Raw genomic sequence first — 26,801 nt, forward strand, 5'->3', positions numbered from 1 at the left:
GATGCTCCTCAGCGGTAACCGGCTTCGCCGGCTTGGTGTAGTTTCGGGCCGCGTTCGACGATCGGCTCCAGTGCTTTTTCTACCGGCACATTTGGAGCGTCGGTGATACCCGTCAACGAGCCCTCAGGGTTATAGGCCCACTTCACGCCGTTGATCAGCACCTTCTGGACATTGACGTCGTGATAGGTCGGATAGGTCTCGTGGCCGGGGCGGAAATAGAAGATGTTGCCGGCGCCACGGCGCCAGGTCAGGCCCGAGCGGAACACTTCGCCGCCCTGGAACCAGGAGATGAACACCGTTTCGAGCGGTTCCGGCACCGAGAACTGCTCACCGTACATTTCCTCGTTCTCGAGCTCGAAATGTTCGCCGATGCCGGCGGCGATCGGATGGCGCTGGTTGATCGTCCACAGACGCTCGCGCTCACCCGCCTCGCGCCATTTCAGCGCGCAGGGTGTGCCCATCAGCCGCTTGAAGATCTTGGAGAAATGGCCGGAATGCAGCACGAGCAGGCCCATGCCTTCCCAGACGCGCCTGGCGACACGCTCGACGACGACATCGGAGACGGCGCCATGATCCTTGTGGCCCCACCAGGTCAAGACATCGGTTTCGGCAAGGCGGGCTTCGCTGAGGCCGTGTTCCGGCTCCTGCAGCGTCGCCGTCGTCGCCGAGATGCTGGGGTCGGTATTCAGCGCGTTGGCGATCGTCGTGTGCATGCCTTCGGGATAGATGCCCCGGACGATGGCATTGGTATTCTCGTGGATATTCTCTCCCCAGACGACGGTGCGAATGGCCATGATGTGCTCCTGTAGAAACCTGGAAGTATCGATAGGCGGGAAGGCAGGATTCAAAGCGCTTTGGAAAACGGCGCTGGCTGCGCCTCGTCTCCTCCACGTCCAAGGAACACATAGACCTTTGTCAGTATTTTGACAAAGGGGAAAATTTGTCGGACGAAGGCGGAAAATCCGCCTGGAAATACCACAGCAATATCAATGTGAAACGGATTTCGAGAAGAGATTGACGACCATAACGCCTGTTACGATCAGCCCGAGCCCGACGATGGCCGGCAGGTCGAGGCGCTGCTTGAAGAAGACCAGACCGACCGAGGAAATCAGCACGATTCCCAAAGCGCTCCAAATCGCATAGGCGATGCCGACCGGGATGCTCTTCAGCGTCAGCGACAGGCAATAGAAGGCGGCCGCATAACAGGCGACGACGAATGCCGTCGGCCCGATGCGGGTGAACTGCTGCGACAGTTGCAGCGCGGTCGTGCCGATGACCTCGAGCACGATGGCTGCAAACAGCAGCCCGTAGACGGCAGCTTGGCTCATGGCGAATTCCTTTCGGACTACTTGCCGGTCAGTTCGACAAGGCGATCGATGAGATCCCGCCTCAGAACGCCGTTGATATCATGGCTTTCTAACGTATCTGCGAACCAAAGTCCGTCGGCGGCGAAACGCACGACCTGCGCATCGAGGGAGGAGTCGGTGCCGATATACTCCTCCGCCCGTGCCTGCACCCATTGGCGCCAGCGAAGACGCAGCCGGGGTTCGGCCAGAAGCGCGATCGTCACCTGCGTCCAACCCCTGGAATCGTCGGGACGATCCTTGAGACCGGCTACCGCCCTGAGATAGGCGCGGGTAAAGCGGCCCTGCGGCTGCGGATCGCCGCGCATCAGTTCCTCAATATCAGCGTCGAACTTTTCGAGCAGGCTCTCGAACAGGGCATCGAGCAGCGCATTCTTCGTCGGAAAATGATGCAGCAGCCCGCCCTTGCTGACGCTGGAGGCAGCCGACACCGCATCGAGCGTGACCGCGGCCATGCCTTCGCTGGCAGCAAGGCGGGCGGCGACCTCCAGCAATTGCTGGCGCACGAGAGCGGGCTGTTTCTTGCGATGATGAGCGTTCGACATGCGAGTTAAAAGATACCGTCTGGACGGTTTTGTCAAGAAGAATCGATTGGAACCACTGCGATACCGGGATTATGCGCGAAATGCCGCGGCACCTTGATGACGGTTGCGATCGTTTTCCCAGAGGTGCATGTAGAGGCGGGGACAGATGGTATTCAGGGATGGTTTCGTGACGGAGAAAGTCACCACACTTTACGAGGCGATCGGCGGCGATCCCATCGTGCGGGCGCTGACGCACCGCTTCTACGAACTGATGGACAGGCTGCCGGAGGCGAGGAACGTGCGCGCCGTGCATCCGCCGAGCCTTCAGGGCAGCGAAGAGAAATTCTACGAATATATGACCGGATATCTCGGCGGTCCGCCGCTTTATACCGACAAGCGCGGCCATCCGCGCCTGCGCAGCCGCCATTTCGTCGCCGAGATCGGCCCTGTCGAGCGCGATGAGTGGCTGCTCTGCTTCCGCCGTGCCATGGATGAAACCATTGCCAGCCAGGCGCTGCGCGATCTCATCTGGGCGCCGGTCGAACGGCTCGCCTATCACATGCAGAACAAGGCCCCTGACGATAAGGCCATCTGGCGATAAGGATTGACCATGAGCTTGAACGCGCGTCTGGAGCCGGTGCTCTATCTCTTTGCCGGCCTGTTCGGCGTCGCCGGCGTGGGGCTCGCCGCCCTTGCTGCCCATGGCGGCGGCGAAGCCAATCTTGCGGCATCCGCATCAGCCATGTGCCTTGCCCACGCCCCGGCCCTGTTGGCATTGGCTCTCGGCAACGCCAGGCTCAGAACCGCCTGGCTGGCCGGTTTTCTGATGATTGTCGGAACGCTGCTTTTTGCCGGCGATCTCGTCACCTTGCGCTTTACCGGCTCCAGCCTCTTCCCCTATGCCGCGCCGACCGGCGGCTGGGCGATGATGCTTGGCTGGCTGACCGTTGCCGCGGGCGCTGTCTTCCGGGTTAAGGCTTGAGAGAGTTTTTGCTGACTGCTCACGTCTTCTCCTCCTTCATTCCTGTGCCTGTCACAGGAATGAGGGTGTGCGTGGGGCCATGCTGAAGACAAAATCAAGATTTCGCTGAGAGCTAAATCACGCCGCACCAACCGCAATCAAACGCCATCAACCACATTGAAGCCTTCGAAAACCGGCGGCCCCTTGTAGATCGCCTTGTGATCGCCGGCATTGCGGTGCGCCGCGCGAAAACTTTCGGACTTCGTCCAGTTCTGAAAATCCGCTTCGCTTTTCCAGACCGTGTGCGAGGAATAGAGCGTATAGCCCTCCTCTTCGTTGACCTTGCCGCGCAGCAGCCGGAATTCGACGAAACCGGGCACCTCCGGCAGGCTGGAATCGCGGTTGCGCCAGACCGTCTCGAAATCACCTTCGCTTCCGGTTGCGACCTTGAAGCGGTTCATTGCGATATACATGGAATCTCCCTACGCCTGCCTCTTGCCCGCCCTTGCGGAACGCGAGGGAAAAGCAAGGATATTATTACCGTTTGCCGCCGCTTGGCCAAGCGGTCTTGTTGCGGCTTCTCCGGGCATACGCGCTTCCCAGGTCGGGAACAGCGTCACGTTCTGGTGGATATTCTGGCGTTCGGCATGCTGCCGGAAAAGTGCGTAGAGCTCGGGCACGAGGCCCTCGCCGGTCTGCGCGGCGAGCTTGTGCAGGCCGATCATGGTGAAGCCGTCGGGGCGCTGGTCGTTCATCTTGCATTGTCTCGTTCGTTCATCGTCTGCAGCGCACGCTCCAGGCTGGATTTGCTGCCGTTGCGAAGCGGGATGAAGGCCTTGCCGAACTTCTTGCAGCCGGTCTTCACCCGCAGGCAGGCATCGTGGCTGATACAGTCGATCGGGCAGAACACGCAGTCGACCGAGGGAAGAACGGTATCGATGCGGGAAACCGCTTCGCGCAAGCCGCCGTCGTGATGAATGAGCTCGGCGCCGAAATTGCTGCAGATCTGGCGAAGATGCGCCACCTGGCAGTCGCGGCCGCCGACATAGAGGAAACTGCGGCCATCCAGTTTGGATCGCCCGGTGGATGCCTGAGCAGCGTCCTCACCCGCGCTGTCGCGGACCTCCCGGTTCGAACCCTTCTTGCCCTTGCGAGCCATATACCACCCGTTCACTCGTTGATCGTCACACGATTCCTGCGTGTGCGGGTGGACCTTATTAAACTTGATTTTTAGAGTAAAGTATAAAGTTGATTATTTTTATCATATTTATCGAGCAGTGACTTGAACCGGAAAGGTGTAGGTGCGCGAGGACCCGGCCCAGTCATCTGGCATCGCGGGAAGATTACAGGAAGAGATCCGGGACATAACGGCACCGTCCACCTCGCCCAAGCCCGAACCTCGGACAAGGCCAGATGCGGTGATACCGCCGCTACGGTTGATCGTGATGCGAACATTCAGGGACGCAGAATCGCGACGATAGCGCGATTCCAGCCGGTCAACACAACGGAACAGTCGCGAGACGAGCTTGCCTTTGTAATTGGCTTCAGATGCGCCACCCGCCCCACTCCGTCCACCCGACGTGCGTGAATTATTGTCAGAGTTGGCGTCAGCCTGCCCGTCAACGGCGCCCATGCGCGACTCCTGTTTGGCGTCCCCCTCTGAACCCTGCGCCTTCTTTGGAGGCCGTTTTCTTTCCACCAGCTTCTTTTCCGCGGGCTTTTCCAGCTTCGGTTTGGGCTGCGGGGTGACGATCTCCACCGGCGGTTCCGGCTCGGGAGAAATCGCGGCCGTCTCGACAGGCTTGATCTCTTCCGGCTCGGGTTGCAGCGCGGTTGCAACGGGTGGTTCGGCGGATGTTACCGGTATCTCCGGAGCCTGCTCCGGCACCACTGTCGACATTGGCTGCGCAACTGAAGTTTCAGCAGGGGTTTCCGACACGAGCACCTCTGGTTCCGCAGTCGTCACCGTCTCCGCTGACTGGCGCGTAACCTCCTGCGTGGGCTGCACGGCCTCAACCGGCGCCGCATCAGTCGGCTGAACAGTTTCCGGTTGGACAGCCTCTGGCTGTACCACTGCCGTGTCCACTGGCTGGACCGTCTCGGGCTCGACGGTTTCGGGAACAATTTCTTGCTGTATGGTCACTTCGGTCTCGCCGGCGGCACTCTGATCGGCGTCAGAGCTACCGAGCATGACGACGCTGATCGCTTCGCCTGCCTCCATCAGTGTCTCATCCGAAGGCTTGGGTATGACCAGAAACAGCGTGACGGCTAATGCAGCATGAAAGAAAAACGAACCAATACACGTCAGCGCCACCCGCCGCCGCACCGGCGTCTTCTCATCCTCCTGCTTTTCCACCGCCGCATCCATCGGCGGCGCTGGAACAGAGGCTATCGGCTCTGCTTCCGGATGGTCGGGAAAGGAGGGTATTTGCGCGAAACGCGCATAGTGGACCACCGCCTCGCCGGCCGGCTGCCGCTGCACATTGCGCAGGTCGGACAGCTCATGGCCGGGATGCATGTTATTGTCGTTCAGACTGCCGTCAGCGTCCGGCTCCGCGATGAGCACCTGTCTCGATCTGGACTTCGCTGAAATTGCCATTGTGTATGCCTCGGACAGCCTGAAACATGTCCGCCGGAGTTCATCCCCGGCGTATTTTTAGCCCTCGAAGGGAACTGAAATCTGCGAGCGGGTGACCAGACCCTTCATGCATTCGCCGGCAACAGGTCCGTCGCAGACCGGCGTGTCGTTGATGATGATGCGCGTGACCGTCTCGCACTTCACGTTCGGCATATCGAACTGGCGCACGCGCTTCTTGCCCTGCGGCAGATCGCGGAAGTCGAGCACGGTGATGCGGTCGACGGCATTCTTGTCGTTGAAGAAGGCGAGCTCGAAGGAGATCTTGTTGATCGGCGCCTGAAGATTGTTCTCGGCGACGAAGGTCATCATGCAGCCCTTCTGCGATGGCGCCAGAGCGTTGAGTTCGATATCCAGCTTGGCGGTTGCCGCATCCTGCGCCTGGCATATGCTTGAAACCGCCATCACCATGCCAGCCGTAACAGCCGCAAACCTAACCGCCATAATCTTCTCCGCCATTGTCCCGATATCAGCAATCTCAAAAACTTGACTGCATTAGTCTCCTATTGCGTCTTTAAAAAACTATGAGTAAGAAAGTCAAGTTAATTGTCATCAAAACCGGCGATCCCGATCACCGGCTTCACGGAATTGCCAACCGAAATGATGGTTGAAAAGCCAGATAACTTTAAGCACGTGCCGCTGCAGAGCGAGCCTGCGGCGCAGCACCGGATCGTCGAAAGCCCGGATCTTTTCCGCGGCACGAACGAGATCATGATTCGACATGACGGCGTGGTCTACCGCCTGAAGATCACCCGTCAGGGCAAGCTCATTCTCAATAAGTAGGGTAGGACATGACCGAGCAGACAAGACCGGCGCCAGCCGAAATCCGTGCGTTTCGCGCTGAAAATCCGAAGATGCGCGAGCGCGATATCGCCGCCCAGCTGAAGATAGCAGAGGCAGCCCTCGTCGCCGCCGAAACCGGCATCAGCGTCACCCGCATCGACGGCAGCGCACTGAAGCTTCTCGAACGCGTCGCCGGTCTCGGCGAAGTGATGGCGCTGTCGCGCAACGAAAGCGTCGTGCACGAGAAGATCGGCGTCTTCGAAAACATCAAGAGCGGCGCGCAGGCCGCCATCGTTCTCGGCGAGAATATCGACCTGCGCATCTTTCCGAGCCGCTGGGAGCATGGCTTCGCGGTCTCCAAGAAGGATGGCGACCAGGAACGCCTCAGCCTGCAATATTTCGACAAATCAGGCAACGCCGTGCACAAGGTGCATCTGCGCCCAAGCTCGAATGTCGAGGCCTATCACGCGATCGTCGCCGAGTTGAAGCTGGAAGACCAGTCGCAGGAATTTATCGAGGCCGAGACCTCGAATGCCGTCGATGAAACCGCCGACGTCAGCCGCGACGAGCTGCGCGACAACTGGAGCAAACTCACCGATACACACGAGTTCTTCGGCATGCTGAAGCGCCTGAAGATCGGCCGCCAGGCGGCCGTACGCAGCGTCGGCGACGACTATGCCTGGAAACTCGACAACACAGCGACGGCAGAGATGATGCATGCCTCGGTAAGGTCAGGCCTGCCGATCATGTGCTTCGTCGCCAATAACGGCATCGTCCAGATCCATTCCGGACCGATCTTCAACGTGCAGCCGATGGGTCCGTGGATCAATATCATGGACCCGACCTTCCATCTGCATCTGCGCCAGGATCATATCGCCGAGACCTGGGCCGTGCGCAAGCCGACCAAGGACGGGCACGTCACCTCGCTGGAGGCTTACGATGCCGAGGGCGGAATGATCATCCAGTTCTTCGGCAAGCGGCAGGAAGGTTCCGACGAACGCGTCGAGTGGCGCGAGATCATGGAAAACCTGCCGCGGGCAGCAAGCGTGGCCGCATAAGGATCATAGCGATGACGATGCGTAACAATCTGCGCCGGATCCGTGCCTGGCAACTGGCTCTGACGGCGGCCGTCATGGCGCTGCCGTTGATCCCGACGGCGCGGCCGATCGAAGGCTTCGCCTTCGTGCGCGCCGCCCATGGCGAGGAAAAGAAGCTCGACACGTCACGCCTGGTTTCGGTCGGCGGCGACATCACCGAGATCGTCTATGCGCTCGGCGAGGAAAGCCGGCTGCTCGCCCGCGACACGACGAGCATCTATCCGGAGGCGGCGCTGAAGCTGCCGAACGTCGGCTACATGCGTGCACTCTCGCCGGAAGGCATCCTCGCCATGAACCCGACGGCGATCATCGCCGTCGAAGGTTCAGGCCCGCAGGAGGCGCTGGCTGTGCTGAAGAATGCCAGCGTGCCCTTCGAGACCGTGCCGAGCGCCTTTACCCGCGACGGCATCATCGCCAAGATCGACCGCGTCGGCACGCTGCTTGGCGTGCCGGACAAGGCGAAGGCACTTGAAGAAAAGGTCGCGGCCGATCTCGACGCGGCGATCGCCGATGCCGAAAAGCGCCCGGAGGCCGAACGTAAGCGCGTTCTCTTCATCCTCAGCGCCCAGAACGGCCGGATCATGGCATCGGGCACCGGCACCGCAGCCGACGGCATCGTCAAGCTCGCCGGCGCGGTCAACGCCGTCGGCGCATTCCCAGGCTACAAGCCGCTGACGGACGAGGCGATCATCGAAGCCAAGCCCGACTTCATCCTGATGATGAACCGCGGCGATGGCGCCGGCACCAAGAACGAGGACCTGCTGGCGCAGCCGGCGATCGCGCTGACGCCGGCAGGCGAGAAAAAAGCGATCATCCGGATGGACGGCGTCTACCTGCTCGGCTTCGGTCCGCGCACGGCAGCCGCGGCGCGGGATCTCAACACGGCGATCTACGGGGGCTGATCATGGCCCTGCCGCAAGCCATGGAACGAGGGCGACACGTCTCGATGGCAGACATGCGCGAACTCAGGCCGGCGGGCGACCGGACGCGGCTTGCCTTGCTGGCAATCGTTCTGCTTGCCGCCGGCTCGGTCTTCTCGATGCTGTTTTCGGTGACGACAGGCGCTTCAGATGCCTCGATCCTCGACGTTATCAGCAACATGGCCGGCTCCGAGACGGCGCTCAGCATGCGTGACCGGATCATCATCTTCGATATCCGCCTGCCCAGGGCGATCCTCGGCTTCCTGATCGGCGCCTCGCTCGCGGTTTCCGGTGCGGTGATGCAGGGCCTGTTCCGCAATCCGCTGGCCGATCCAGGCCTCGTCGGCGTCTCCTCCGGCGCAAGCCTCGGCGCAGTCACCATCATCGTGCTCGGCGGCGGCATCGCAGCCCCGCTCTCAGCCCTTCTCGGCATCTACGCTCTGCCGGCGGCCGCCTTCGGCGGCGGTCTCGTCACGACGCTGCTGCTCTACAGGATCGCCACCCGTCACGGCCAGACCTCCGTGGCAACGATGCTGCTTGCCGGCATTGCACTCGGCGCGCTTGCCCTCGCCATGATAGGATTGCTGATCTACATGGCCAACGACCAGCAGCTGCGCGACCTGACCTTCTGGAGCATGGGCTCGCTTGCCGGCGCCACATGGACGAAGATCGCCGCGGCCGGCCCGATCATCCTGTTGTCCTTCACCGCCCTGCCCTTCATGGCGCGCGGCCTCAATGCCATCACGCTCGGCGAGGCGGCCGCCTTTCATATGGGCGTGCCGGTGCAACGGCTGAAAAATGTCGCGATCGTCGGGGTCGCCGCGGCGACCGGTGCGTCCGTCGCCGTCAGCGGCGGCATCGGTTTCGTCGGGATCGTCGTGCCGCATATCCTGCGCATGGCGATCGGCCCGGACCATCGTTTCCTGTTGCCGGCCGCAGCGCTTCTCGGCGGCTCGCTGCTGATCTTCGCGGATGTCCTGGCGCGCACCCTGGTTGCGCCGGCCGAACTGCCGATCGGCATCATCACCGCGGCGGTCGGCGGGCCGTTCTTCCTGTGGATCCTGCTGAGGCAGCGTTCGCGTCTTGCGCTGTGAGCGGATGTTGTGAGTGACGTTCAGATGATCGAAGTTTCCGGCGTCTCCGTGCGCCTTTCCGGCAAGGCCATCATCAGCGACGTTGCCTTCACCGCAAAGGCCGGCGAACTGACGGCGATTGCCGGACCGAACGGCTCCGGCAAGACGACGACGATGAAAGCCATCTCCGGCGAACTTGCCTATGGCGGCTCGGTGCGCATCGGCGGCGACGAGGTCAAGGGGTTGAAACCCTGGCAGCTTGCCGCCATCCGCGGCGTGCTGCCGCAGGCAAGCACCATCTCCTTTCCCTTCACCGTGCGCGAGATCGTCCGCATGGGCCTGACATCGGGTCTCAACCTGCATCCCGACAAGGCCGAGCAGACGGCGGCGGCCGCGCTCGCCTCCGTCGACCTGACCGGCTTCGAAGGCCGTTTCTATCAGGAACTCTCCGGCGGCGAGCAGCAGCGCGTGCAGCTTGCCCGCGTGCTCTGCCAGATCGCCGAGCCCGTCGTCGATGGCAAGCCCTGCTGGCTGCTGCTCGACGAGCCGGTCTCGAGCCTCGACATCAGCCACCAGCTGACCATCATGACGCTCGCCCGCAACTTCTGCCAACGCGGCGGCGGTGTCATCGCCGTCATGCACGATCTCAACCTGACGGCGCTCTTTGCCGACCGCATCGTGCTGATGAAATCCGGCCGCCTCGCCGCCGCCGGCAGCATCGGTGACGTGCTGAACGACGAAACGATGCTGTCGGTGTTCGGCTGCGCGCTGCGGATCAATCAGGTGCCGGCCGACGGCACCCCCTTCGTACTCGCCCACAGCGCCGTTTCCCGCCCCTGAGCCTGCCTGCACGGAACTTTTGACCGTGCGACACGTTGTCGGCAGTGATCTGGGTCAATGCCGGGCGATTTGATTCATGCAACGGACGGTGGTGACCCACGTGCGAAACAGGCGGGCTTGCGCGCGCCCCAGCCAATGGAGACAGCCATGAGCTATTCTATCTTCCAGTCCGGCCGCAGCCGCCGCAACGGCACCTTCCACAATTTGGAATCCGGCATCGAGGAGCAGATCGAAGCGTTACGCGACGAACTCGCGGAACTGACCCGCCTCGTTGGCAAGAGCTCACGCCACCAGGGCGACAAAATCCGCGGCCAGGCCAGCGCCGGCTACGAGGAACTGCTCGGCCGAAGCGAGGATCTGCTGCGCGAATTGCAGCACGGCTATGAGCGCGGCGCAACCGAAATGCGCGAGACCGTGCGCAAGCATCCATTGGCAACGATCGGCGCCGCAGCCGCTTTCGGCCTTGCCATCGCCTTCCTCGCCCGGCGCTGAGGAAGCGCGATGCTGTTATCGATCCTCAGCCTGCTGACGGGCGCAAGCGTGCACCGCACCGTTGCGCGCGCCAAGCGCAATGGCATCTTCATTGCGCTTGCCGTGCTCTTCCTCCTCACCGCCTACGCGCTGGCCGTCACCGCCGGCGCCATCTGGCTCGCCGGCATCTACGGCCCGGTCGGCGCGGCCCTCTTCCTGGCCGCCTGCGCGCTGCTGATCGCCGTCATCGCGCTGGTGGTGATGGCGGTCATCAACGCCCGGGAAGCGCGCCGCGCCCGTGAACGCCGCGCGGCACTGGAATCGCTGGCAACGGTCGGGCTCGGCCTCGTCCGCGCCCAGCCGCTCCTGACCGCCGGCGTCCTGGCGGCAATTGTCGCGGCCAATCTGGTGGGCTCGAAGCGCGAGGATTGATTGAGGTGGCAACCCACCTGCTCCTATCCCGCAACTGTCACGAGAATGGAGAGGGGAAAGTATTTCCTCTTCAGATTACCAGCGGAAGATTAGGCATGACTCCCACCTCGCTCTCCCTCATTCCTGTGCTTGTCACAGGAATCCAGCTACGGCGCGTTCCGCGCGGTGAATGAACCGACACGGCAGGTGGGAAAAACCTTTCGCGCCCAAGGACTTGGGCGCACTGGATTCCTGTGACGAGCACAGGAATGAGGGACGAACACTAGTGCGCGTTAGACAACTATCCACCACTTTTGGATACACGCCCTTCTAACACTCCCACGAACGCAAAAAAGCCGGCGCCCCGAAGGGGCAGCCGGCCTTCCTCCCAGGTATAACTCTTGTCAGAAGGCAAAGGCCTTCGACGTCAGCGGCGCCGACGTGGCGTCGGGGCCGAAATCCGCCTCGCCTGATATCTGCAGCAATTCCTGCAGTCGCTGGCGGGCCCGGTTGACGCGGCTCTTGATGGTGCCGACGGCGCAGCCGCAGATTTCGGCGGCCTCCTCATAGGAGAAACCCGAGGCGCCGACGAGGATGATCGCTTCGCGTTGGTCCGGCGGCAGCTGGTCGAGCGCCTTTTTGAAGTCCTGCAGATCGAGCGCGCCATATTGCGAGGGATGCATCGCCATCGATTCCGTGAACAGCCCGTCGCTGTCCTGAACCTCGCGGCCGCTCTTGCGCATCTGGCTGTAGAGTTCGTTGCGCAGGATCGTGAAGAGCCAGGCCTTCATATTGGTGCCCATCTCGAAATGATCCTGTTTGGCCCAGGCTTTCATGATGGTGTCCTGGACGAGATCGTCGGCACGGTCGTGCCGTCCGATGAGCGAGATCGCGAAGGCGCGAAGACTGGGGAGTGCCGCCAGCAGTTCCCGCTTGAAGCTGGGTTGCGCTTTGTCTTCCATGCGGCGATCCTATTCGGCCATTTTGGCGGAAGCCATCATTTCAGCATGGTCGAGCTTTTCGAGAAGGTCGAGAAAACGATCGGGAATCGCTTCATCCTGTGCGGCCGCATAAAGCGACCGCAACCTGACGCCGATCTGATTGTTCGGGTCCAGGATGTCGCTTGCCCGCAGCTCCAGCTTTCGCTGATCGGCTGCCTCTTTCTTGCGTGTAGTCATCAATTCGTCTTCTCGCCGGTTGTCTGTTAGAGGGGCGTGCAGGGGATCAATCATGATTTCAACCATCGACTCCGAACGTTCCAGTGTCGATGTCGCCAGTATTTGCCGTTGCATGGGTCAAAACGCTACGCCCTTTCATTGTCGGCTGGAATAATGCGGCGCGACAAAAAAAGTTCCTCCCGTTCCGGAACTTTTTTAGCAAGGCGACGTTAACCGCTCATTGAAGCCAATGCCGGCCTGTATGCAGGAGCCATTAATGACACTTTCTACTCGAATTGCGCCGCACCTTCCTTATCTGCGCCGCTATTCCCGCGCCCTCACCGGCACCCAGACTTCGGGCGACGCCTATGTCGCCGCCGTCCTCGAAGCCATCATCGCCGATCTGTCGATTTTCCCGGATACGGCGAACGACCGGGTCGCACTCTACAAACTGTTTACGCAACTGTTTGGTTCCACCGCAGTCCAGATTCCAGAGCCGACTTCGCCCTATGCCTGGGAGCAACGCGCCACACTGAACCTTTCCAAGGTTTCGCCTCGTGCCCGTCAGGCCTTTTTGCTCGCCTCCGTGGAAAATTTTCGCGTCGCCGAAATCGCCGATATCCTGGAAACCGAGGAACAGGACGTCATGCATCTGCTCGACGTGGCCTCGCAGGAAATTTCCCGTCAGGTCGCCACCGATATCATGATCATCGAGGACGAGCCGCTGATCGCCATGGATATTGAGCAGATGGTCGAAAGCCTCGGCCATCGCGTCACCGGCATCGCCCGCACGCATGCCGAAGCCGTCGCGCTCTACAATAAGACCAAGCCGAGCATGGTGCTGGCCGACATCCAGCTTGCCGACGGCAGTTCCGGTATCGACGCAGTCAACGACATCCTGAAGACGTCGAGCGTGCCGGTGATCTTCATCACCGCTTTCCCTGAACGGCTTCTGACCGGCGAGCGCCCTGAGCCGACTTTCCTTGTCACCAAGCCCTTCAATCCGGACATGGTCAAGGCACTGATCAGCCAAGCTCTTTTCTTCAACGAATCGACCAGAGTGGCCGCCTGAGACGCAATTTTCCGGACTTCGGAACCAAATCGCCAAAGCATACGTTCCGGTGCTACCGGGACTCCGGTGGCTTTAACGGTTTTTGCAGCGCTTTGTTCTAGAGTTGACAGGCGGTGTCTGGAAGGGCGCTCCCTTCAGCGACGTTCAAGATGTCACAAGGAAAGGCGGTCGAGTGAATACGACTGAACCATTGTCCGGCGTGCCTTTCACCTTCGAAGGCAAAGCCGCAATGATGGAACGCGCGCTCGGCAGCGCCGGGATTTCAATCCTCTGCCAAGACGCCCGGCTGTCGATCTTCTACGCCGAAAATCTGCCGCCGCATTTTGCAGCGCTCTTTATGCCCGGCAACAGCGACGCTGCCCTTTTCGGCGACGCCCATGGGCGATATCTGACAGCGCTGAAACACAAGGTGCTGGAAACCGGGATCCCCAACAATGCCGAGGTCGAGATCGACGTCGACGGCGAAAGGCGTACCTATGAACTGAAGATCCAGCGCACCGGTGAACGCGGCGCGCACGGACTTCTCTCCGTCATGGCCGAAGTGACCGAAAGCCGGCACCGCGAAAAAGTGCTGAAATCGCTGCTGCGCGAACTCTCACACCGCTCGAAGAACCTTCTCGCCATCATCCAGGGGATTGCCACGCAGACCGCGCGCAACACGCTGTCTCTCGACACCTTCCTCCTCAAATTCCGCGGACGGCTGCAATCGCTTTCCAACTCGCAGGATCTGATTACGGATTCGAGCTGGCGCGGCGCCTATCTCTTCGAACTCGCCGAAAAGCAGTTCGCCCCCTATTGGCCGGAAACATCAGGCTCCATGCCGATCTATGGCATCAATGCGCATCTGACGCCGAATGCCGCCGTGCATCTCGGGCTCGCCCTCCACGAACTCATCGTCAACTCCGCCTCCTACGGCGCGATATCAGGCGGCGCCGCCTCGATCACGCTGAATTGCCGCGAAGCCGCAATCGGCGACAGGAAGGCGATCGAAGTCGCTTGGGCGGAGGTGCTTCATGATCAGTCGGAAGTCCACGAATTCAGCGACAACAGCTTCGGCCGCACCGTGCTGGAGCGGGTCGTGCCTTCGTCGGTCAATGGCAAGGCGGAGCTGAAACTCGTTCCCGGCCGCATCGAGTATCGCCTGACCATTCCGGAAACCGAATTCGAGATCTTCAAACGCGTGTGAAAGCCTGGAAATAGGCGCCAAACGGAAAAACAGCCGGTGCGAGGGCGGCGCACCGGCTGTCTTCACTCACCGGGAGGGGACCGTGAGTACGTCCGGATAGTGGGTTGGGGGCGCGCATGTTGGGTCGATGCGATCACCATCCGGATATCGCAATAACGGCGACATCAAACTTTGGTTCCCTCCGATCGGAAAAAAATTCGACTTTTTTGAATCTTTTTTCCGATGCCCTTGGCGCGGGCGCGTCCAGCCATTTCACGAATGCGGACCAGATAAATTCTTCCAATAAAAACAATTGATTACTTGGCATCCAACAAGAGAAAACCGTCAAAATTTTACCGTTTGATAAATTTTTAAACCTGAGTTACGCTTTCCCTCACAGGCCGTTTACCAATAATGAGGGAACTTCAATGGAACGACTGGAAACTGGGATTCATGCTGGCCGGCTTTCGCCCGCCGAGTATGAGGCTAATTTTTCCGATCTGCATCCGCGCCTCGACAATCACGAGGCGCTGGTCGCCGCCGACCGCTGTTATTTCTGTTATGACGCGCCGTGCATGACGGCCTGTCCCACCTCGATCGACATTCCGCTGTTCATCCGCCAGATTTCGACGGGCAATCCGATCGGCTCGGCAAAGACGATCTTCGATCAGAACATCCTTGGCGGCATGTGCGCCCGCGTCTGTCCCACCGAAGAACTCTGCGAACAGGCCTGTGTGCGCAACACGGCCGAAGAGCGGCCCGTCGAGATCGGCCGCCTGCAGCGTTATGCGACAGATGCCGCCATGCAGGCCGGCAAGCAATTCTATGCCAGGGCCGAACCGACCGGAAAGACGATCGCCGTCGTCGGCGCAGGCCCAGCCGGCCTTGCCGCCGCCCATCGCCTGGCCGTGAAAGGCCATTCCGTCGTCATCTATGATGCCAGGGAAAAATCCGGCGGCCTCAACGAATACGGCATCGCCACCTATAAGACGGTCGACGATTTCGCCCAGAAGGAAGTCGACTACATCCTCTCGATCGGCGGCATCGAGGTCCGGCATGGGCAGCTTCTCGGCCGCGATTTCTCGCTTGCCGATCTGCAGGCCCAATATGACGGCGTCTTCCTCGGTATCGGCCTTGCCGGCGTCAACGCGCTGCGCATCGAGGGCGAGAACCTCGCAGGCGTCGACGACGCCGTCGATTTCATCGCGGCACTGCGTCAGGCTGAAAACAAGAGCGAAATCGCCGTCGGCCGCCGCGTCGTCGTCCTTGGCGGCGGCATGACGGCGATCGACGCTGCCGTGCAGGCAAAGCTGCTTGGCGCCGAGGAGGTGACGATCTGTTATCGCCGTGGCAAGGAACACATGAACGCGTCGGAATTCGAGCAGGATCTGGCAAGCTCCAAGGGCGTCATCATCCGCCACTGGCTGGCGCCGAAATCGATCCTGTCGCAGGACGGCAAAGTCGCCGCCATCGAAGTGGAATATACCAAGCTTCTCGAAGGCCGCCTGGTCGGCACCGGCGAAACCGGCGTCATTGCCGCCGACCAGATCTTCAAGGCGATCGGCCAGACCTTTGACGCCTCCGGTCTCGGTTCGCTGCGCATGGAAAGCGGCCGCATCGCCGTCGATGGCGAAGGCCATACCTCGCTCGACGGCGTCTGGGCCGGTGGTGACTGCGTCTTCGGCGGCGACGACCTCACGGTTTCCGCCGTCGCCCACGGTCGCGACGCGGCTGAATCCATCCACCGCACCCTCACCGCGGCCGCCGCTCCGGCTGTCGCGGTTGCATGAAGGGGAGAATGAACAATGGCTGATCTCCGCAATAATTTCGTCGGCATCAAGTCCCCGAACCCGTTCTGGCTGGCGTCGGCGCCGCCGACCGACAAGGCCTACAACGTCGAGCGTGCCTTCAAGGCCGGTTGGGGCGGCGTGGTCTGGAAGACGCTGGGCGAGGAAGGCCCGCCTGTCGTTAACGTCAACGGCCCGCGCTACGGCGCGATCTGGGGCGCCGACCGCCGCCTGCTGGGGCTGAACAATATCGAGCTCATCACCGACCGCGACCTCTATACCAACCTGCGGGAAATGAAGCAGGTGAAGATGAACTGGCCGGACCGGGCGCTGATCGCCTCGATCATGGTACCCTGCGAGGAGCAGGCCTGGAAGGCGATCCTGCCGCTGGTCGAAGAGACCGGCGCCGACGGCATCGAGCTCAATTTCGGCTGTCCGCACGGCATGTCCGAGCGCGGCATGGGTTCCGCGGTCGGCCAGGTGCCGGAATATATCGAAATGGTCGTGCGCTGGTGCAAGCAGTACACCCGGATGCCCGTCATCACCAAGCTGACGCCCAACATCACCGATGTCCGCCGCCCCGCCCGTGCCGCCAAGGCGGGCGGCACCGATGCCGTCTCGCTGATCAACACGATCAATTCGATCGTCTCCGTCGATCTCGACAACTTCGCCCCCAACCCGACGGTTGGCGGCAAGGGCAGCCACGGCGGTTATTGCGGCCCGGCGGTCAAGCCGATCGCGCTCAACATGGTGGCCGAGATCGCCCGTGATCCCGAAACCTACGGCCTGCCGATCTCGGGCATCGGCGGCATCACCACCTGGCGGGACGCGGCCGAATTCCTCGTTCTCGGCGCCGGCAACGTCCAGGTCTGCACAGCGGCGATGACCTACGGCTTCAAGATCGTCCAGGAGATGATCACGGGCCTCTCCGACTGGATGGACGAAAAGGGCCACCGCAACCTCGACGACATTACCGGCCGCGCCGTGCCCAACGTCACCGACTGGCAGTATCTGAACCTCAACTACATCGCCAAGGCCAAGATCGACCAGGACGCCTGCATCAAATGCGGCCGCTGCTACATCGCCTGCGAGGATACCTCGCACCAGGCCATCACCAACTTCGTCAACGGCGCTCGTCATTTCGAGGTGATGGACGAGGAATGCGTCGGCTGCAATCTCTGCGTCAGCGTCTGCCCGGTCGAGAACTGCATCACCATGGAGCAGCTTCCCGCCGGCACCCTCGACAAGCGCACCGGCCGCGTCGTCGACCCGAACTATGCCAACTGGACGACGCACCCGAACAACCCGATGGCCCGCCAGGCGGCGGAGTGACGGGCTTGCAACGCCGCGGAGAACATCGATCCGCGGCGTTGCAGTCTTCCCGGCAACGTTCGATCTAACCGCCGAACGACTTCCGATAGGCATTGGGGCTCGTCCCGAGCCGTCTGCGGAAATGATGCCGCATCGTTGCCAGTGTTCCAAAGCCGCTGGCGACGGCGATATCGTCGAGTGAAACGGCAAGTTCCCTCTCCAGCAGATCGCGGGCATGGCGCAGCCGCTCCGTCAGCAGCCATTCGCCGACGCTGAGACCCGTCGTCGCTTCGAAGCGCCGCTGGAAGGTGCGCATGCTCATGCCGGCTCTTTTGGCAAGCAGGCTGATCGGCTGGTCCTCGGAAAGGCTCTCGCGCATCCATTCGATCAGCGGACCCAAGCGGATGCCCTCGCGTTCCTCGGGAACCGGCGCGTGAATGAACTGCGCCTGTCCGCCTTCGCGGTGCGGCGGCACGACGAGGCGACGGGCGACGCTGTTTGCCGCCTCCGAACCGAAATCGCCGCGCACCACATGCAGGCAGAGATCAATGCCGGCAGCACTGCCTGCCGCCGTCAGCAGGCTGCCTTCGTCCATGTAGAGAACGTCGGCATCGAGCGTGATGTCGGGATAACGCGCGGCAATCGTGGCGACATAGCGCCAATGTGTCGTCGCCCTGCGGTTGGCAAGCAGTCCCGATCCGGCAAGAACTGCAACGCCCGAGCAGAGCGACATGATGCGCGCGCCGCGCTGATGCGCTGCCGTCAGTGCTCTCGCGAGGGGTGCCGGCACCGGCGCATCGATCGCCCTCCAGCCGGGCACGACGATCAGGTCCGCCTCATCGAGCACCTCCAGGCCCTTGTCGACGGCGACCGTCAGCCCTCCGGCGGCGCGAAGCGGCCCCGGCGCGATGCCGCAGACCGAGAAGCGATACCAATCCTCCCCCATCTCCGGGCGTGGCAGGCCGAAGACCTCATAGACGATGCCGAATTCGAAAGTGCAGAGCCCGTCATAGGCAAGCGCTGCGACCAGCGGTCCTTTCGTCTGCTGCGGCGAGGAGTTTGGCATGATCTTTACGCTGTCAGTCATGATGGCCAATTTCGCAAAGCTTTAGCATCGGCGATACCAGGCTGCAATTCGAACCAAAAAGGAAATCGCAAATGCCAAGCCCCGTCGCAGACATCCCCGCCGCCGCTGCTGATATCGCCACTGCCCATTTTGCCGCCAAGCTTGCCTTCGAGACCGATTGCTCCGACGTCCAAGCAGCCTTTGCATCTGGCAAGGTCGATTTCGTTCTTCTCGACGTACGCTCGCCGACGCTCTTTGCACAGTCCCACATTCCCGGCGCCATCAACCTGCCGCATGGCAAGATGACGGCGCACCGCATGTCGGCCTGGCCCGCCGACACGCTCTTCGTCGTCTATTGCGCCGGCCCGCATTGCAACGGCGCTGATAAGGCCGCACTTCGCCTCTCCCGCCTCGGCCTGTCCGTGAAACTGATGATCGGCGGCATGACCGGCTGGGCCGATGAAGGCTTCACCTTCGAACAAGGCGTTCCAGCCGCGGCCTGAGCGGCTCCCTTCTCCACCGGCAGCGCCGCGCGTCTTTTCAGATGCCCGGCGCTGTCGCCCTTTGAATGGCCGCATAACTTAATCGAACGGAAGATCGCGACCGTCAGAACTCGACGACCACCTTGCCAAAGGGCCCGCGATAGAGATGATCGAGCGCCTGCGGGAATTCGTCGAAGGCATAGCGCTTGTCGATCACGGGCTTCAGCCCGGTCTGGTCGACTGCCCGCACCAGGTCTTCCAGCGCGCGGCGATGGCCGACAGAAATGCCCTGCACGACAGGCGCCTTGAGCAGCAGCGGAGCGGCCTGGCCGGAGACTTCGAAGCCTTCGAGCACGCCGATCACGGAAATGCGGCCATTGATCGCCACCGCTTTCAGTGCCAGGTCGAGATGCGGGCCGCCGACGATCTCAAGCACGTGGTCGGCGCCATAGCCGCCGGTCAGTTGGTAGAGTTGCTCAACCCAGTCGCCCTCGCGGCGGTTGATCGCGTGATCGGCGCCGAGAGCAACGGCGCGCTCGAGCTTCTCCGCGCTGCCTGAGGTGATGAAGACCTCGGCGCCGTGCGCCTTGGCGATCTGCAGGCCGAAAAGCGCCACGCCGCCGGTGCCTTGCACCAGCACCTTGTCACCGGCCTTCAGACCGCCGCGTTCGATCAAGGCGAACCAGGCAGTCAGCCCGGCGCAGGGCAAGGTGCTCGCCTGTGCTGCATCGAGCGTATCGGGTGCGCGCGAATACCATTCCTCCGACAGAACGGTGTATTGGGAAAGGACGCCGGGATAGACGCCGCCGCGTGTCTTGTAAGGCGGCGTGCGGGCATCACCCAACCCGCGTCCGTCGATCCAGTCGGGCGAAAAGGTCGAAATGACCCGGTCGCCCGGCTTGAAACGGGTGACCTCAGGCCCGACCGTCTCCACGACCCCCGCCATATCGGAGGCCGGCACGAAGGGAAATTGCAGCGGCAATCCCATGCCGCTCTCCATCACCAGCCGGTCGCGGAAATTGAGCGAGACAGCTTCCGTCCGGACCAGGATCCTGTTTCCCGAAACCGGTTCGAGCCTCCGCTCGCCGACCGTGAGATTGTGCTCCGATCCAACCGCATCGATCTGCCATTGCCGTGTTGTCTGCATTGTCTTGCTCCTTGTCCATTGCAGGGAGCGAAAACATATCGTTGAATATTTTACGCCAGTTGCGATATTAATTCGCCAGAATGGTTCCAAAGAGGAAACAAATGGAACAGCTGAAGGGGATCTCGATTTTTGTCGAAGCCGTCGAGGCAGGCGGCTTTTCGGCTGCCGCCGAGCGGCTCCACCTCACGCGCTCGGCCGTCGGCAAGACGATCGCACGTCTGGAACAGCGTCTCGGCGTTCGGCTTTTCAACCGCACGACGCGCATGCAGAGCCTGACCGAGGAAGGCCGTTTCTTCTACGAGCGCTGCCTGCGCGCGGTCGAGGAAATCCGCCTCGGGGAAGCCATGCTGGAATCCGGCCGGCGTGATGTGCGCGGCCGGTTGCGCATCTCCATGCCCGTGCTTTTCGGCCGCCATTGCATCGCGCCGATCCTCGCAAGCCTGCTCGATGTACATCCGGATCTCGAACTCGACCTATCCTTCAGCGACCGGATCGTCGACCTGCTCGAGGACGGCTTCGACCTTGCCATCCGCAACGGACCGCTGAAGGACAATCCGGATCTGATGGCCCGGGCGATCGCCCGCCAGCGCATGACCGTCTGCGCATCGCCCGCCTATCTGGAACGATATGGCGCGCCGCAGGCGATCTCCGATATTCCGCTGCATGAAGGCATCGTTTACAGGCGGGGCGATGACGACAAAGGGTGGATATTCCCCACTGCAGCCGATCCCGGACGGCGGATGCAGCCGAAGGCACGGCTGCGGCTCGACGACCTCGCGTCGATTTCCGATGCCGCCGTCGCCGGGCGCGGCCTGGCCTGGCTGCCTTGCTGGCTGGTACGCGAGCAGGTGCTGGCAGGCCGGCTCATTCAGGTGCTGAAGCACGAACCGGCCAATGTCTTCGATGCCCATGCCATCTGGCTACGCTCCCCGGTCATGCTGCCCAAGGTGAGGCTCGCGATCGACACGCTCGCCGCCAGACTGCCCGCAATGATGGGCTGAACGTTGGGTGCTGATCGCCAATGGTGGATTGCAGCCACCAGCTGGCGAGAAACCTATGTTATTCCTGGCCGTTTCTCTGGAAATAACTCGATACCGCAGTATATCGCTAGTTCGTCGCCCCTCATAGCGCACGCCATATCACTCGGAACACGGTCAGCATGTCACTTCGCAGCGCCCTCCGCGCACAAACAGCAGATTGCCACGCCGCGGTCGACACTCTCTTCGGCAGTTTCAACCTCTCACGCCCCCAGGATTACAAGGCCTTCCTGCGCGCCCATGCCCAGGTCGTACCATCGGTCGAACATGCGCTTGAGCAAGCCGGAATCGCCCGCCTGCTGAACGACTGGCCGGAACGAAGGCGCGCGCACCTGCTCGCTGCCGACATAAGGGCGCTCGACGATCGATTGCCCCCGCTCCTTCCGCAACCGGCATTGCATTGCGACGCGGCGGTCTGGGGGGCCGCCTACGTCCTTGAAGGCTCCAGGCTCGGCGGCGCCCTGCTCGCCAAGGCCATCCCTGATCACTTGCCCAGCAGCTACCTGAGCCCCCAAGGCCCGAAGAGCGCCATGCGGCTCTTCATGGATCGTCTTGACGGGAGCAACGTGGACGATCCCGCCGCTGCCATAACCGCTGCCCGCGATGTCTTCGACCTCTTCCTCAACGCCGGGCAACTCACGCTGGAAGCGGCCCCGATGGAAGCGGTCCCCACGGAAGCTGTCCAATGACCGGCACGCACGAACCCGTCGATCTCACCAATTGCGACCGCGAGCCGATACACCAGCTCGGCTCGGTTCAACCCTTCGGTTTTCTCTTGGCGGTATCCTCAGACTGGATTGTCACGCGCGCCTCTACAAATCTGGTGGAGTTCCTCGGTGTTGCGCAGACCGACGCGATCGGCCGTCCCATTGTCTCCCTGATCACCCCTGAAGCACTCCACACGGTCCGCAACAAGCTGACCACGTTGCGCAGCTCCGACGTCGTCGAGCGCATTTTCGGCATTGCTCTGACGTCTGATCAAAACAGGTTCGACGTTGCCGTGCATCTGAACGAAGGTCAGGTCATCATCGAAGGCGAGCCCTGCCAGGAAGACAGGCGCGACGCCGCTTCCCTCTCGATGCGCAGCATGATGTCGCGCCTCGATCACACGGAAACAATGGAGGCTTTTTTCCGCGAAGGAGCAAGACAGGCGCGCGCCCTCACCGGCTTCGATCGGGTCATGGTCTACCGTTTCGATGAAAGCGGTTCCGGCGAAGTCGTGGCGGAAGCCGCCCGGGCCGGGATCGGCTCGTTTCTCGGGCTGCACTACCCGGCTTCCGACATTCCGGTGCAGGCACGCGCGCTTTATCTGCGCAACCTGTTCCGCATCATTGCCGATGTCGACGCCGTCCCGGTCCCGATCCTTCCGCCGCTCGACGAACACGGCCAGCCGCTCGATCTTTCCATGTCGGTCTTGCGTTCGGTCTCGCCGATCCATATCGAATATTTGAAAAACATGGGCGTTGGCGCCTCGCTCTCCATATCGATCGTCGTCGACGGCAGGCTCTGGGGCCTGTTTGCCTGCCATCATTACGGCCCGCGTCTGCCTTCGGCCCAAAGCCGCTCTACTGCCGAACTCTTCGGCCAGATGTTTGCTTCGCGCCTTGAAAGCCGCGAACGGCGGCAGGCTCTCGACTACGAGACCAAGGCGCGCCGCATCGCCGACCGGCTCCTCACCTCCGTGGCGGACAATGCAAGCCTGCTCGACGATCCCGCCTGGCTGATCGAGGCGCTTGCCAACGCCATTCCTGCCGACGGCATCGGCGTCTGGATCAACGGCCGGCTGGCACTTGCCGGCATCGGGCCGGACGAGAGAGGCTTCACAGCCCTCGTCCGCCACCTCAACCGCAATGCCGCCGGACGCATCTATGCCGTGGACAGGCTCGCAGAAGCCTATCCGGATCTTGAGGTCGACGACGCGGTGGCGGGCATGCTCGCCATCCCCATCTCGCGTTCGCCGCGCGATTATGTCGTGCTTTTCCGTCAGGAATTGGTGCGCACCGTCCGCTGGGGCGGCGACCCGTACAAGCCGGTGGAGTACGGCCCCAACGGCCCGCGGCTGACGCCGCGCAAGAGTTTCGAAGCCTGGTCTGAACTGGTGCGCGGCCGCTCGCTGCCCTTCACCGAAGCCGAGCACCGCGTCGCCGAAACCATCCGCGTTACATTGATCGAGGTGGTGCTGCGCCTGACCGACGAGGTCAGCATGGCGCGCCAGACGGCAAACGAGCGCCAGGAACTGCTGATCGCCGAACTGAACCACCGTGTCCGCAACATATTGAGCCTCATCACCGGTATCGTCCGGCAGTCACAGGCAACCTCCGTCAGCCTTGGCGACTACATCCGCCAGCTCGAGGGCCGCATCCAGTCGCTCGCACGAGCCCATGACCAGATCACCCGCGACCACTGGGCGCCCGCTTCGCTCCGGCAATTGCTGCTGGCAGAGACAGCCGCCTATCTCGGGAAAAACGCACAACGTATCCGGATGAGCGGCGAGGACGTATTGCTGGAACCGCAGGCATTCTCCACCGCCGCCCTTGTTTTCCATGAGCTGATGACCAACAGCGCCAAATACGGCAGTCTTTCCGGCAACGGCAGCGGCACCGTCGAACTCGGCTGGCGGCGCGACGACGAGGGCAATCTGCACATTGACTGGCACGAAAAGGACGGCCCGCCCGTCATCGAACCCAAACGCCACGGCTTCGGTTCGACCATCATCCGCCGCTCGATTCCCTATGACCTCGGCGGCAAGGCGGAGGTCCGCTACGCCAAGGACGGGCTCGAGGCGGATTTCTGCATTCCCGCGCGACATGTCGTCGGCCCGACGAGCGAATCGTCAAAGCCGGCTCCGGTCGGAGCGGCCGATCGCAAGACGATTGCCGACGCTCAGCCACTCTCCGGCCTGAATGTTCTGCTGGTGGAAAACAACCTGATCATCGCCATGGATGGCGAGGACATCCTGCGCCGGCTCGGCGCCGAGGTGGCAACGGCGCCAAGTGTCACCGAGGCGATGGAAATCCTGGCTGGCCAGTCCTTCGATCTGGCGCTTCTCGATGTCAATCTCGGCGATGAGACGAGTTTCGGGATCGCCGACCGGCTGGCAGCTGACGGCGTGCCCTTCATTTTTGCCACAGGTTATGGGGAAGGCATCGCCCAGGCGAACAGCCATTCGGACGCACCTGTGCTGCAGAAGCCCTATACGATGGAAGGCATGACGGACATACTGGGCCGCGTGCCGCTTCCTAAAAGGCAATAGACCTCAGGTCTCGGAACGATCCGGTCGCAGCCCGCCGATGAAGAGCTGCTCCAGAAACCGCGCCGCATCCTCGAAGCGGCCCTCACCGGAATGCTCCTGTCCGAGCACGGCCCGCACCTGGACGTCGAAATCTGCGTAGTGCTGCGTCGTCGACCAGATGGAGAAGATCAGGTGGTAGGGGTCGCATTTGACGATCTTGCCGGCTTTCGCCCAGGCGCGGATGACCTCCGCCTTCTCGTCGACCAGTTCCTTCAGCGGCCCCTTCAGCTCGTCCTCGATATGCGGCGCGCCCTGCAGCACCTCATTGGCGAAGAGCCGGCTCTCGCGCGGAAAATCGCGGGCCATCTCCAGCTTGCGTCTGATGTAACTGCGGATTTCCTCCTCGGGATTGCCCTCGGCGTCGAAGGCCCGCAGCGGCTCCAGCCAGGTGTAGAGCACCCGGTCGATCAGCGCCCGGTGCATGGCTTCCTTGGTGCGGAAGTAATAGAGCAGATTGGGTTTCGACATGCCGGCCACTTCGGCGATCTGGTCGATGGTCGAGCCGCGGAAGCCGCTTGCCGAAAACACGTCGAGCGCCGCCTCCAGGATCTGCTCTTCCTTCTCCTCCTGGATTCGCGTCCGCCTCAGGGTTTTCGCTGCTCTCGGTATGGTCACAGGCTGTTATTTCCCCTTGAAATTCAACTTCTTCGCTCAAGTTTTGCCCGGAGACACCTCCTGCCGCTTTGTTGAGCAACTGCCCGTATTTTTATCGGCGATTTTCGTGATTTTCGTCTTGAGCCCGGCGGTGGAAGTTGTAATGTTTACCAATCGGTCAAATTATCCGCCAGATGAAAAACAAAGGCAACTGGCGATTTTCCGGCGCTCGACAAAACCAATAAGAAGCGCAGGAATAGACCACGGGAACAGGCAGGCATGCCCTTTGCATGACTGCCGCAAACAGGTGAGGGCATAGGAAATGGTGGCAGCACCAGGCGAGAACATGCGCGTCAATGGCGACCGTCTCTGGGACAGTCTCATGGACATGGCGAAGATCGGCCCCGGCATCGCTGGCGGTAACAATCGCCAGACGCTGACGGATGCCGATGCGCAAGGACGCGGCCTCTTCAAGACATGGTGCGACGAGGCCGGCCTGACCATGGGCGTCGACCGCATGGGCACGATGTTCGCCACCCGCCCCGGCACCGATCCCGATGCCCTGCCCGTCTATGTCGGTTCGCATCTCGACACCCAGCCGACCGGCGGCAAATATGACGGCGTGCTCGGCGTGCTCGCGGCCCTCGAAGTCGTACGCACCATGAACGATCTCGGCATCAAGACCAAACATCCTGTTGTCGTCACCAACTGGACGAACGAGGAAGGCGCCCGTTTCGCCCCCGCCATGCTGGCGTCGGGTGTCTTTGCCGGCGTGCACAGCCTGGATTTTGCCTATAATCGCAGGGACCCGGACGGCAATTTGTTCGGCGACGAGCTGAAGCGCATCGGCTGGGTCGGCGACGAAGAGGTCGGCGTCCGCAAGATGCATGCCTATTTCGAATATCACATCGAGCAGGGGCCGATCCTCGAGGCCGAGGAAAAGCAGATCGGCGTCGTCACCCATTGCCAGGGCCTGTGGTGGCTGGAATTCACGCTGACCGGCAAGGAAGCCCATACCGGTTCGACGCCGATGAACCTGCGCGTCAATGCCGGCCTCGCCATGGCCCGCATCCTGGAAATGGTCCAGGACGTGGCAATGGGCGAACAGCCGGGCGCCGTCGGCGGCGTCGGCCAGGTGTTCTTCTCGCCGAATTCCCGAAACGTGCTGCCGGGCAAGGTCGTCTTCACCGTCGACATCCGCTCGCCCGACAAGGAGAAGCTCGACCGGATGCGGGCCAAGATCGAGTCGAAGGCGCCCGAGATCACCGATGCGCTCGGCGTCGGCTGCTCGATCGAGGCGATCGGCCACTTCGAGCCGGTCACCTTCGATCCGAAACTGGTCACCTCGGTGCGCGATGCCGCCGAGAGGCTCGGCTACAGCCACATGAACATCATCTCCGGCGCCGGCCACGACGCCTGCTGGGCCGCCAAGGTCGCGCCTGCAACGATGGTCATGTGCCCCTGTGTCGGCGGCCTCTCGCACAACGAGGCGGAAGAGATCTCCAAGGAATGGGCGACGGCGGGCGCCGATGTGCTCTTCCACGCGGTGGTCGAGACGGCGGAGATTGTGGTGTGAGGTAATCGCCGCGAAGCTCGCCTTTCAAATCATTAA

The 26,801-nt window shown here is 61.9% G+C and carries 31 protein-coding genes; 18 read left to right on the top strand and 13 right to left on the bottom strand.

What is annotated here, in order from left to right; translation table 11 throughout:
* Positions 1 to 8: 8 nt before the first annotated feature.
* From FHT79_RS09230 to FHT79_RS09240, 3 genes are all read right to left on the bottom strand, one after another.
* On the bottom strand, positions 9 to 794 hold the full coding sequence (locus FHT79_RS09230; protein ID WP_183903288.1) for a ThuA domain-containing protein: 786 nt from the start codon (positions 792 to 794) through the stop codon (positions 9 to 11).
* Between the two features lie 192 nt (positions 795 to 986).
* Positions 987 to 1,328, bottom strand: coding sequence for an SMR family transporter (locus FHT79_RS09235; RefSeq protein ID WP_028758875.1), 342 nt, complete (start codon positions 1,326 to 1,328; stop codon positions 987 to 989).
* 17 nt (positions 1,329 to 1,345) lie between these two features.
* The gene (locus tag FHT79_RS09240) at positions 1,346 to 1,909 is read right to left on the bottom strand and encodes a TetR/AcrR family transcriptional regulator (RefSeq protein ID WP_028758874.1); all 564 of its coding nucleotides are present in this window, start codon (positions 1,907 to 1,909) and stop codon (positions 1,346 to 1,348) included.
* Positions 1,910 to 2,075: 166 nt separating this feature from the next.
* On the opposite strand from FHT79_RS09240, the gene FHT79_RS09245 reads away from it, so the two are divergent.
* The gene (locus FHT79_RS09245) at positions 2,076 to 2,489 is read left to right on the top strand and encodes a group II truncated hemoglobin (protein ID WP_183903325.1); all 414 of its coding nucleotides are present in this window, start codon (positions 2,076 to 2,078) and stop codon (positions 2,487 to 2,489) included.
* Positions 2,490 to 2,498: 9 nt separating this feature from the next.
* A complete protein-coding gene (locus tag FHT79_RS09250) occupies positions 2,499 to 2,870 on the top strand; it encodes a DUF423 domain-containing protein (protein ID WP_028758872.1) in 372 nt (123 codons plus the stop codon).
* 137 nt (positions 2,871 to 3,007) lie between these two features.
* On the opposite strand, the gene FHT79_RS09255 is transcribed toward FHT79_RS09250, so the two are convergent.
* The 5 genes from FHT79_RS09255 to FHT79_RS09275 form a co-directional block, all read right to left on the bottom strand.
* Positions 3,008 to 3,322 (bottom strand): antibiotic biosynthesis monooxygenase, encoded by a 315-nt coding sequence (locus tag FHT79_RS09255; RefSeq protein ID WP_028758871.1) that lies wholly within the window; start codon positions 3,320 to 3,322, stop codon positions 3,008 to 3,010.
* Positions 3,323 to 3,331: 9 nt separating this feature from the next.
* Positions 3,332 to 3,604, bottom strand: a complete 273-nt coding sequence (locus tag FHT79_RS09260; protein ID WP_028758870.1) for a hypothetical protein — start codon at positions 3,602 to 3,604, stop codon at positions 3,332 to 3,334.
* Positions 3,601 to 4,008: a DUF2325 domain-containing protein gene (locus FHT79_RS09265; protein WP_028758869.1), complete on the bottom strand. Its 408-nt coding sequence runs from the start codon at positions 4,006 to 4,008 to the stop codon at positions 3,601 to 3,603. Before FHT79_RS09265 ends, FHT79_RS09260 begins: the two co-directional genes overlap by 4 nt.
* A gap of 108 nt (positions 4,009 to 4,116) precedes the next feature.
* A complete protein-coding gene (locus FHT79_RS09270) occupies positions 4,117 to 5,448 on the bottom strand; it encodes a TonB C-terminal domain-containing protein (protein ID WP_028758868.1) in 1,332 nt (443 codons plus the stop codon).
* A 57-nt stretch (positions 5,449 to 5,505) separates the two neighbouring features.
* A complete protein-coding gene (locus FHT79_RS09275) occupies positions 5,506 to 5,928 on the bottom strand; it encodes a hypothetical protein (RefSeq protein WP_028758867.1) in 423 nt (140 codons plus the stop codon).
* 156 nt (positions 5,929 to 6,084) lie between these two features.
* Here FHT79_RS09275 and FHT79_RS09280 point away from each other — a divergent pair, with 156 nt between their 5' ends.
* The 7 genes from FHT79_RS09280 to FHT79_RS09310 all read left to right on the top strand — a co-directional run bounded on the left by FHT79_RS09280 (position 6,085) and on the right by FHT79_RS09310 (position 11,100).
* A complete protein-coding gene (locus FHT79_RS09280; protein ID WP_028758866.1) occupies positions 6,085 to 6,267 on the top strand; it encodes a hemin uptake protein HemP in 183 nt (60 codons plus the stop codon).
* 8 nt (positions 6,268 to 6,275) lie between these two features.
* A complete protein-coding gene (locus FHT79_RS09285) occupies positions 6,276 to 7,325 on the top strand; it encodes a hemin-degrading factor (RefSeq protein ID WP_028758865.1) in 1,050 nt (349 codons plus the stop codon).
* A gap of 11 nt (positions 7,326 to 7,336) precedes the next feature.
* Entirely contained in the window at positions 7,337 to 8,266 is a 930-nt protein-coding gene (locus FHT79_RS09290; protein ID WP_028758864.1) for an ABC transporter substrate-binding protein, read from the top strand.
* 2 nt (positions 8,267 to 8,268) lie between these two features.
* On the top strand, positions 8,269 to 9,378 hold the full coding sequence (locus FHT79_RS09295; RefSeq protein WP_183903289.1) for an iron ABC transporter permease: 1,110 nt from the start codon (positions 8,269 to 8,271) through the stop codon (positions 9,376 to 9,378).
* Between the two features lie 24 nt (positions 9,379 to 9,402).
* Positions 9,403 to 10,197 (top strand): heme ABC transporter ATP-binding protein, encoded by a 795-nt coding sequence (locus FHT79_RS09300; RefSeq protein ID WP_132573189.1) that lies wholly within the window; start codon positions 9,403 to 9,405, stop codon positions 10,195 to 10,197.
* A gap of 147 nt (positions 10,198 to 10,344) precedes the next feature.
* A complete protein-coding gene (locus tag FHT79_RS09305; protein WP_132573191.1) occupies positions 10,345 to 10,689 on the top strand; it encodes a DUF883 family protein in 345 nt (114 codons plus the stop codon).
* Positions 10,690 to 10,698: 9 nt separating this feature from the next.
* On the top strand, positions 10,699 to 11,100 hold the full coding sequence (locus FHT79_RS09310) for a hypothetical protein (protein ID WP_132573193.1): 402 nt from the start codon (positions 10,699 to 10,701) through the stop codon (positions 11,098 to 11,100).
* A gap of 383 nt (positions 11,101 to 11,483) precedes the next feature.
* Here FHT79_RS09310 and FHT79_RS09315 read toward each other — a convergent pair whose 3' ends face one another.
* Entirely contained in the window at positions 11,484 to 12,041 is a 558-nt protein-coding gene (locus FHT79_RS09315; RefSeq protein WP_007630757.1) for an RNA polymerase sigma factor, read from the bottom strand.
* A 9-nt stretch (positions 12,042 to 12,050) separates the two neighbouring features.
* Entirely contained in the window at positions 12,051 to 12,257 is a 207-nt protein-coding gene (locus FHT79_RS09320; protein ID WP_024319398.1) for a NepR family anti-sigma factor, read from the bottom strand.
* Positions 12,258 to 12,513: 256 nt separating this feature from the next.
* On the opposite strand from FHT79_RS09320, the gene FHT79_RS09325 reads away from it, so the two are divergent.
* The 4 genes from FHT79_RS09325 to preA all read left to right on the top strand — a co-directional run bounded on the left by FHT79_RS09325 (position 12,514) and on the right by preA (position 17,592).
* On the top strand, positions 12,514 to 13,308 hold the full coding sequence (locus FHT79_RS09325) for a response regulator (protein ID WP_047618726.1): 795 nt from the start codon (positions 12,514 to 12,516) through the stop codon (positions 13,306 to 13,308).
* 190 nt (positions 13,309 to 13,498) lie between these two features.
* Positions 13,499 to 14,494 (top strand): sensor histidine kinase, encoded by a 996-nt coding sequence (locus FHT79_RS09330; RefSeq protein WP_047618776.1) that lies wholly within the window; start codon positions 13,499 to 13,501, stop codon positions 14,492 to 14,494.
* Positions 14,495 to 14,901: 407 nt separating this feature from the next.
* Positions 14,902 to 16,263, top strand: a complete 1,362-nt coding sequence (locus tag FHT79_RS09335; RefSeq protein WP_132573195.1) for an NAD(P)-dependent oxidoreductase — start codon at positions 14,902 to 14,904, stop codon at positions 16,261 to 16,263.
* Positions 16,264 to 16,278: 15 nt separating this feature from the next.
* Positions 16,279 to 17,592 carry an NAD-dependent dihydropyrimidine dehydrogenase subunit PreA gene (gene preA / locus FHT79_RS09340; protein WP_047618719.1) on the top strand — a complete coding sequence of 438 codons (1,314 nt, stop codon included), beginning with the start codon at positions 16,279 to 16,281 and terminating at the stop codon, positions 17,590 to 17,592.
* Positions 17,593 to 17,656: 64 nt separating this feature from the next.
* Here preA and ftrA read toward each other — a convergent pair whose 3' ends face one another.
* Positions 17,657 to 18,658 (bottom strand): transcriptional regulator FtrA, encoded by a 1,002-nt coding sequence (gene ftrA / locus FHT79_RS09345; RefSeq protein ID WP_183903290.1) that lies wholly within the window; start codon positions 18,656 to 18,658, stop codon positions 17,657 to 17,659.
* Between the two features lie 71 nt (positions 18,659 to 18,729).
* Here ftrA and FHT79_RS09350 point away from each other — a divergent pair, with 71 nt between their 5' ends.
* Positions 18,730 to 19,140 (top strand): rhodanese-like domain-containing protein, encoded by a 411-nt coding sequence (locus tag FHT79_RS09350; protein ID WP_047618717.1) that lies wholly within the window; start codon positions 18,730 to 18,732, stop codon positions 19,138 to 19,140.
* 103 nt (positions 19,141 to 19,243) lie between these two features.
* Here FHT79_RS09350 and FHT79_RS09355 read toward each other — a convergent pair whose 3' ends face one another.
* Positions 19,244 to 20,266: an NAD(P)-dependent alcohol dehydrogenase gene (locus tag FHT79_RS09355; protein WP_168333385.1), complete on the bottom strand. Its 1,023-nt coding sequence runs from the start codon at positions 20,264 to 20,266 to the stop codon at positions 19,244 to 19,246.
* Between the two features lie 101 nt (positions 20,267 to 20,367).
* Here FHT79_RS09355 and FHT79_RS09360 point away from each other — a divergent pair, with 101 nt between their 5' ends.
* The 3 genes from FHT79_RS09360 (at position 20,368) to FHT79_RS09370 (ending at position 24,556) form a co-directional block, all read left to right on the top strand.
* Complete coding sequence (locus FHT79_RS09360) at positions 20,368 to 21,267, top strand: LysR family transcriptional regulator (RefSeq protein WP_025570381.1); 900 nt, start codon at positions 20,368 to 20,370, stop codon at positions 21,265 to 21,267.
* 158 nt (positions 21,268 to 21,425) lie between these two features.
* Complete coding sequence (locus FHT79_RS09365) at positions 21,426 to 21,992, top strand: biliverdin-producing heme oxygenase (RefSeq protein ID WP_025570383.1); 567 nt, start codon at positions 21,426 to 21,428, stop codon at positions 21,990 to 21,992.
* Entirely contained in the window at positions 21,989 to 24,556 is a 2,568-nt protein-coding gene (locus FHT79_RS09370) for an HWE histidine kinase domain-containing protein (RefSeq protein WP_025570385.1), read from the top strand. Before FHT79_RS09365 ends, FHT79_RS09370 begins: the two co-directional genes overlap by 4 nt.
* A gap of 3 nt (positions 24,557 to 24,559) precedes the next feature.
* On the opposite strand, the gene FHT79_RS09375 is transcribed toward FHT79_RS09370, so the two are convergent.
* Complete coding sequence (locus FHT79_RS09375; protein ID WP_025570386.1) at positions 24,560 to 25,210, bottom strand: TetR family transcriptional regulator C-terminal domain-containing protein; 651 nt, start codon at positions 25,208 to 25,210, stop codon at positions 24,560 to 24,562.
* A gap of 301 nt (positions 25,211 to 25,511) precedes the next feature.
* Here FHT79_RS09375 and FHT79_RS09380 point away from each other — a divergent pair, with 301 nt between their 5' ends.
* Entirely contained in the window at positions 25,512 to 26,765 is a 1,254-nt protein-coding gene (locus FHT79_RS09380) for a Zn-dependent hydrolase (protein ID WP_025570388.1), read from the top strand.
* The last annotated feature ends 36 nt before the right edge of the window (positions 26,766 to 26,801 follow it).

This window comes from Rhizobium sp. BK212 (assembly GCF_014197475.1).
GTDB lineage: Bacteria > Pseudomonadota > Alphaproteobacteria > Rhizobiales > Rhizobiaceae > Rhizobium > Rhizobium anhuiense.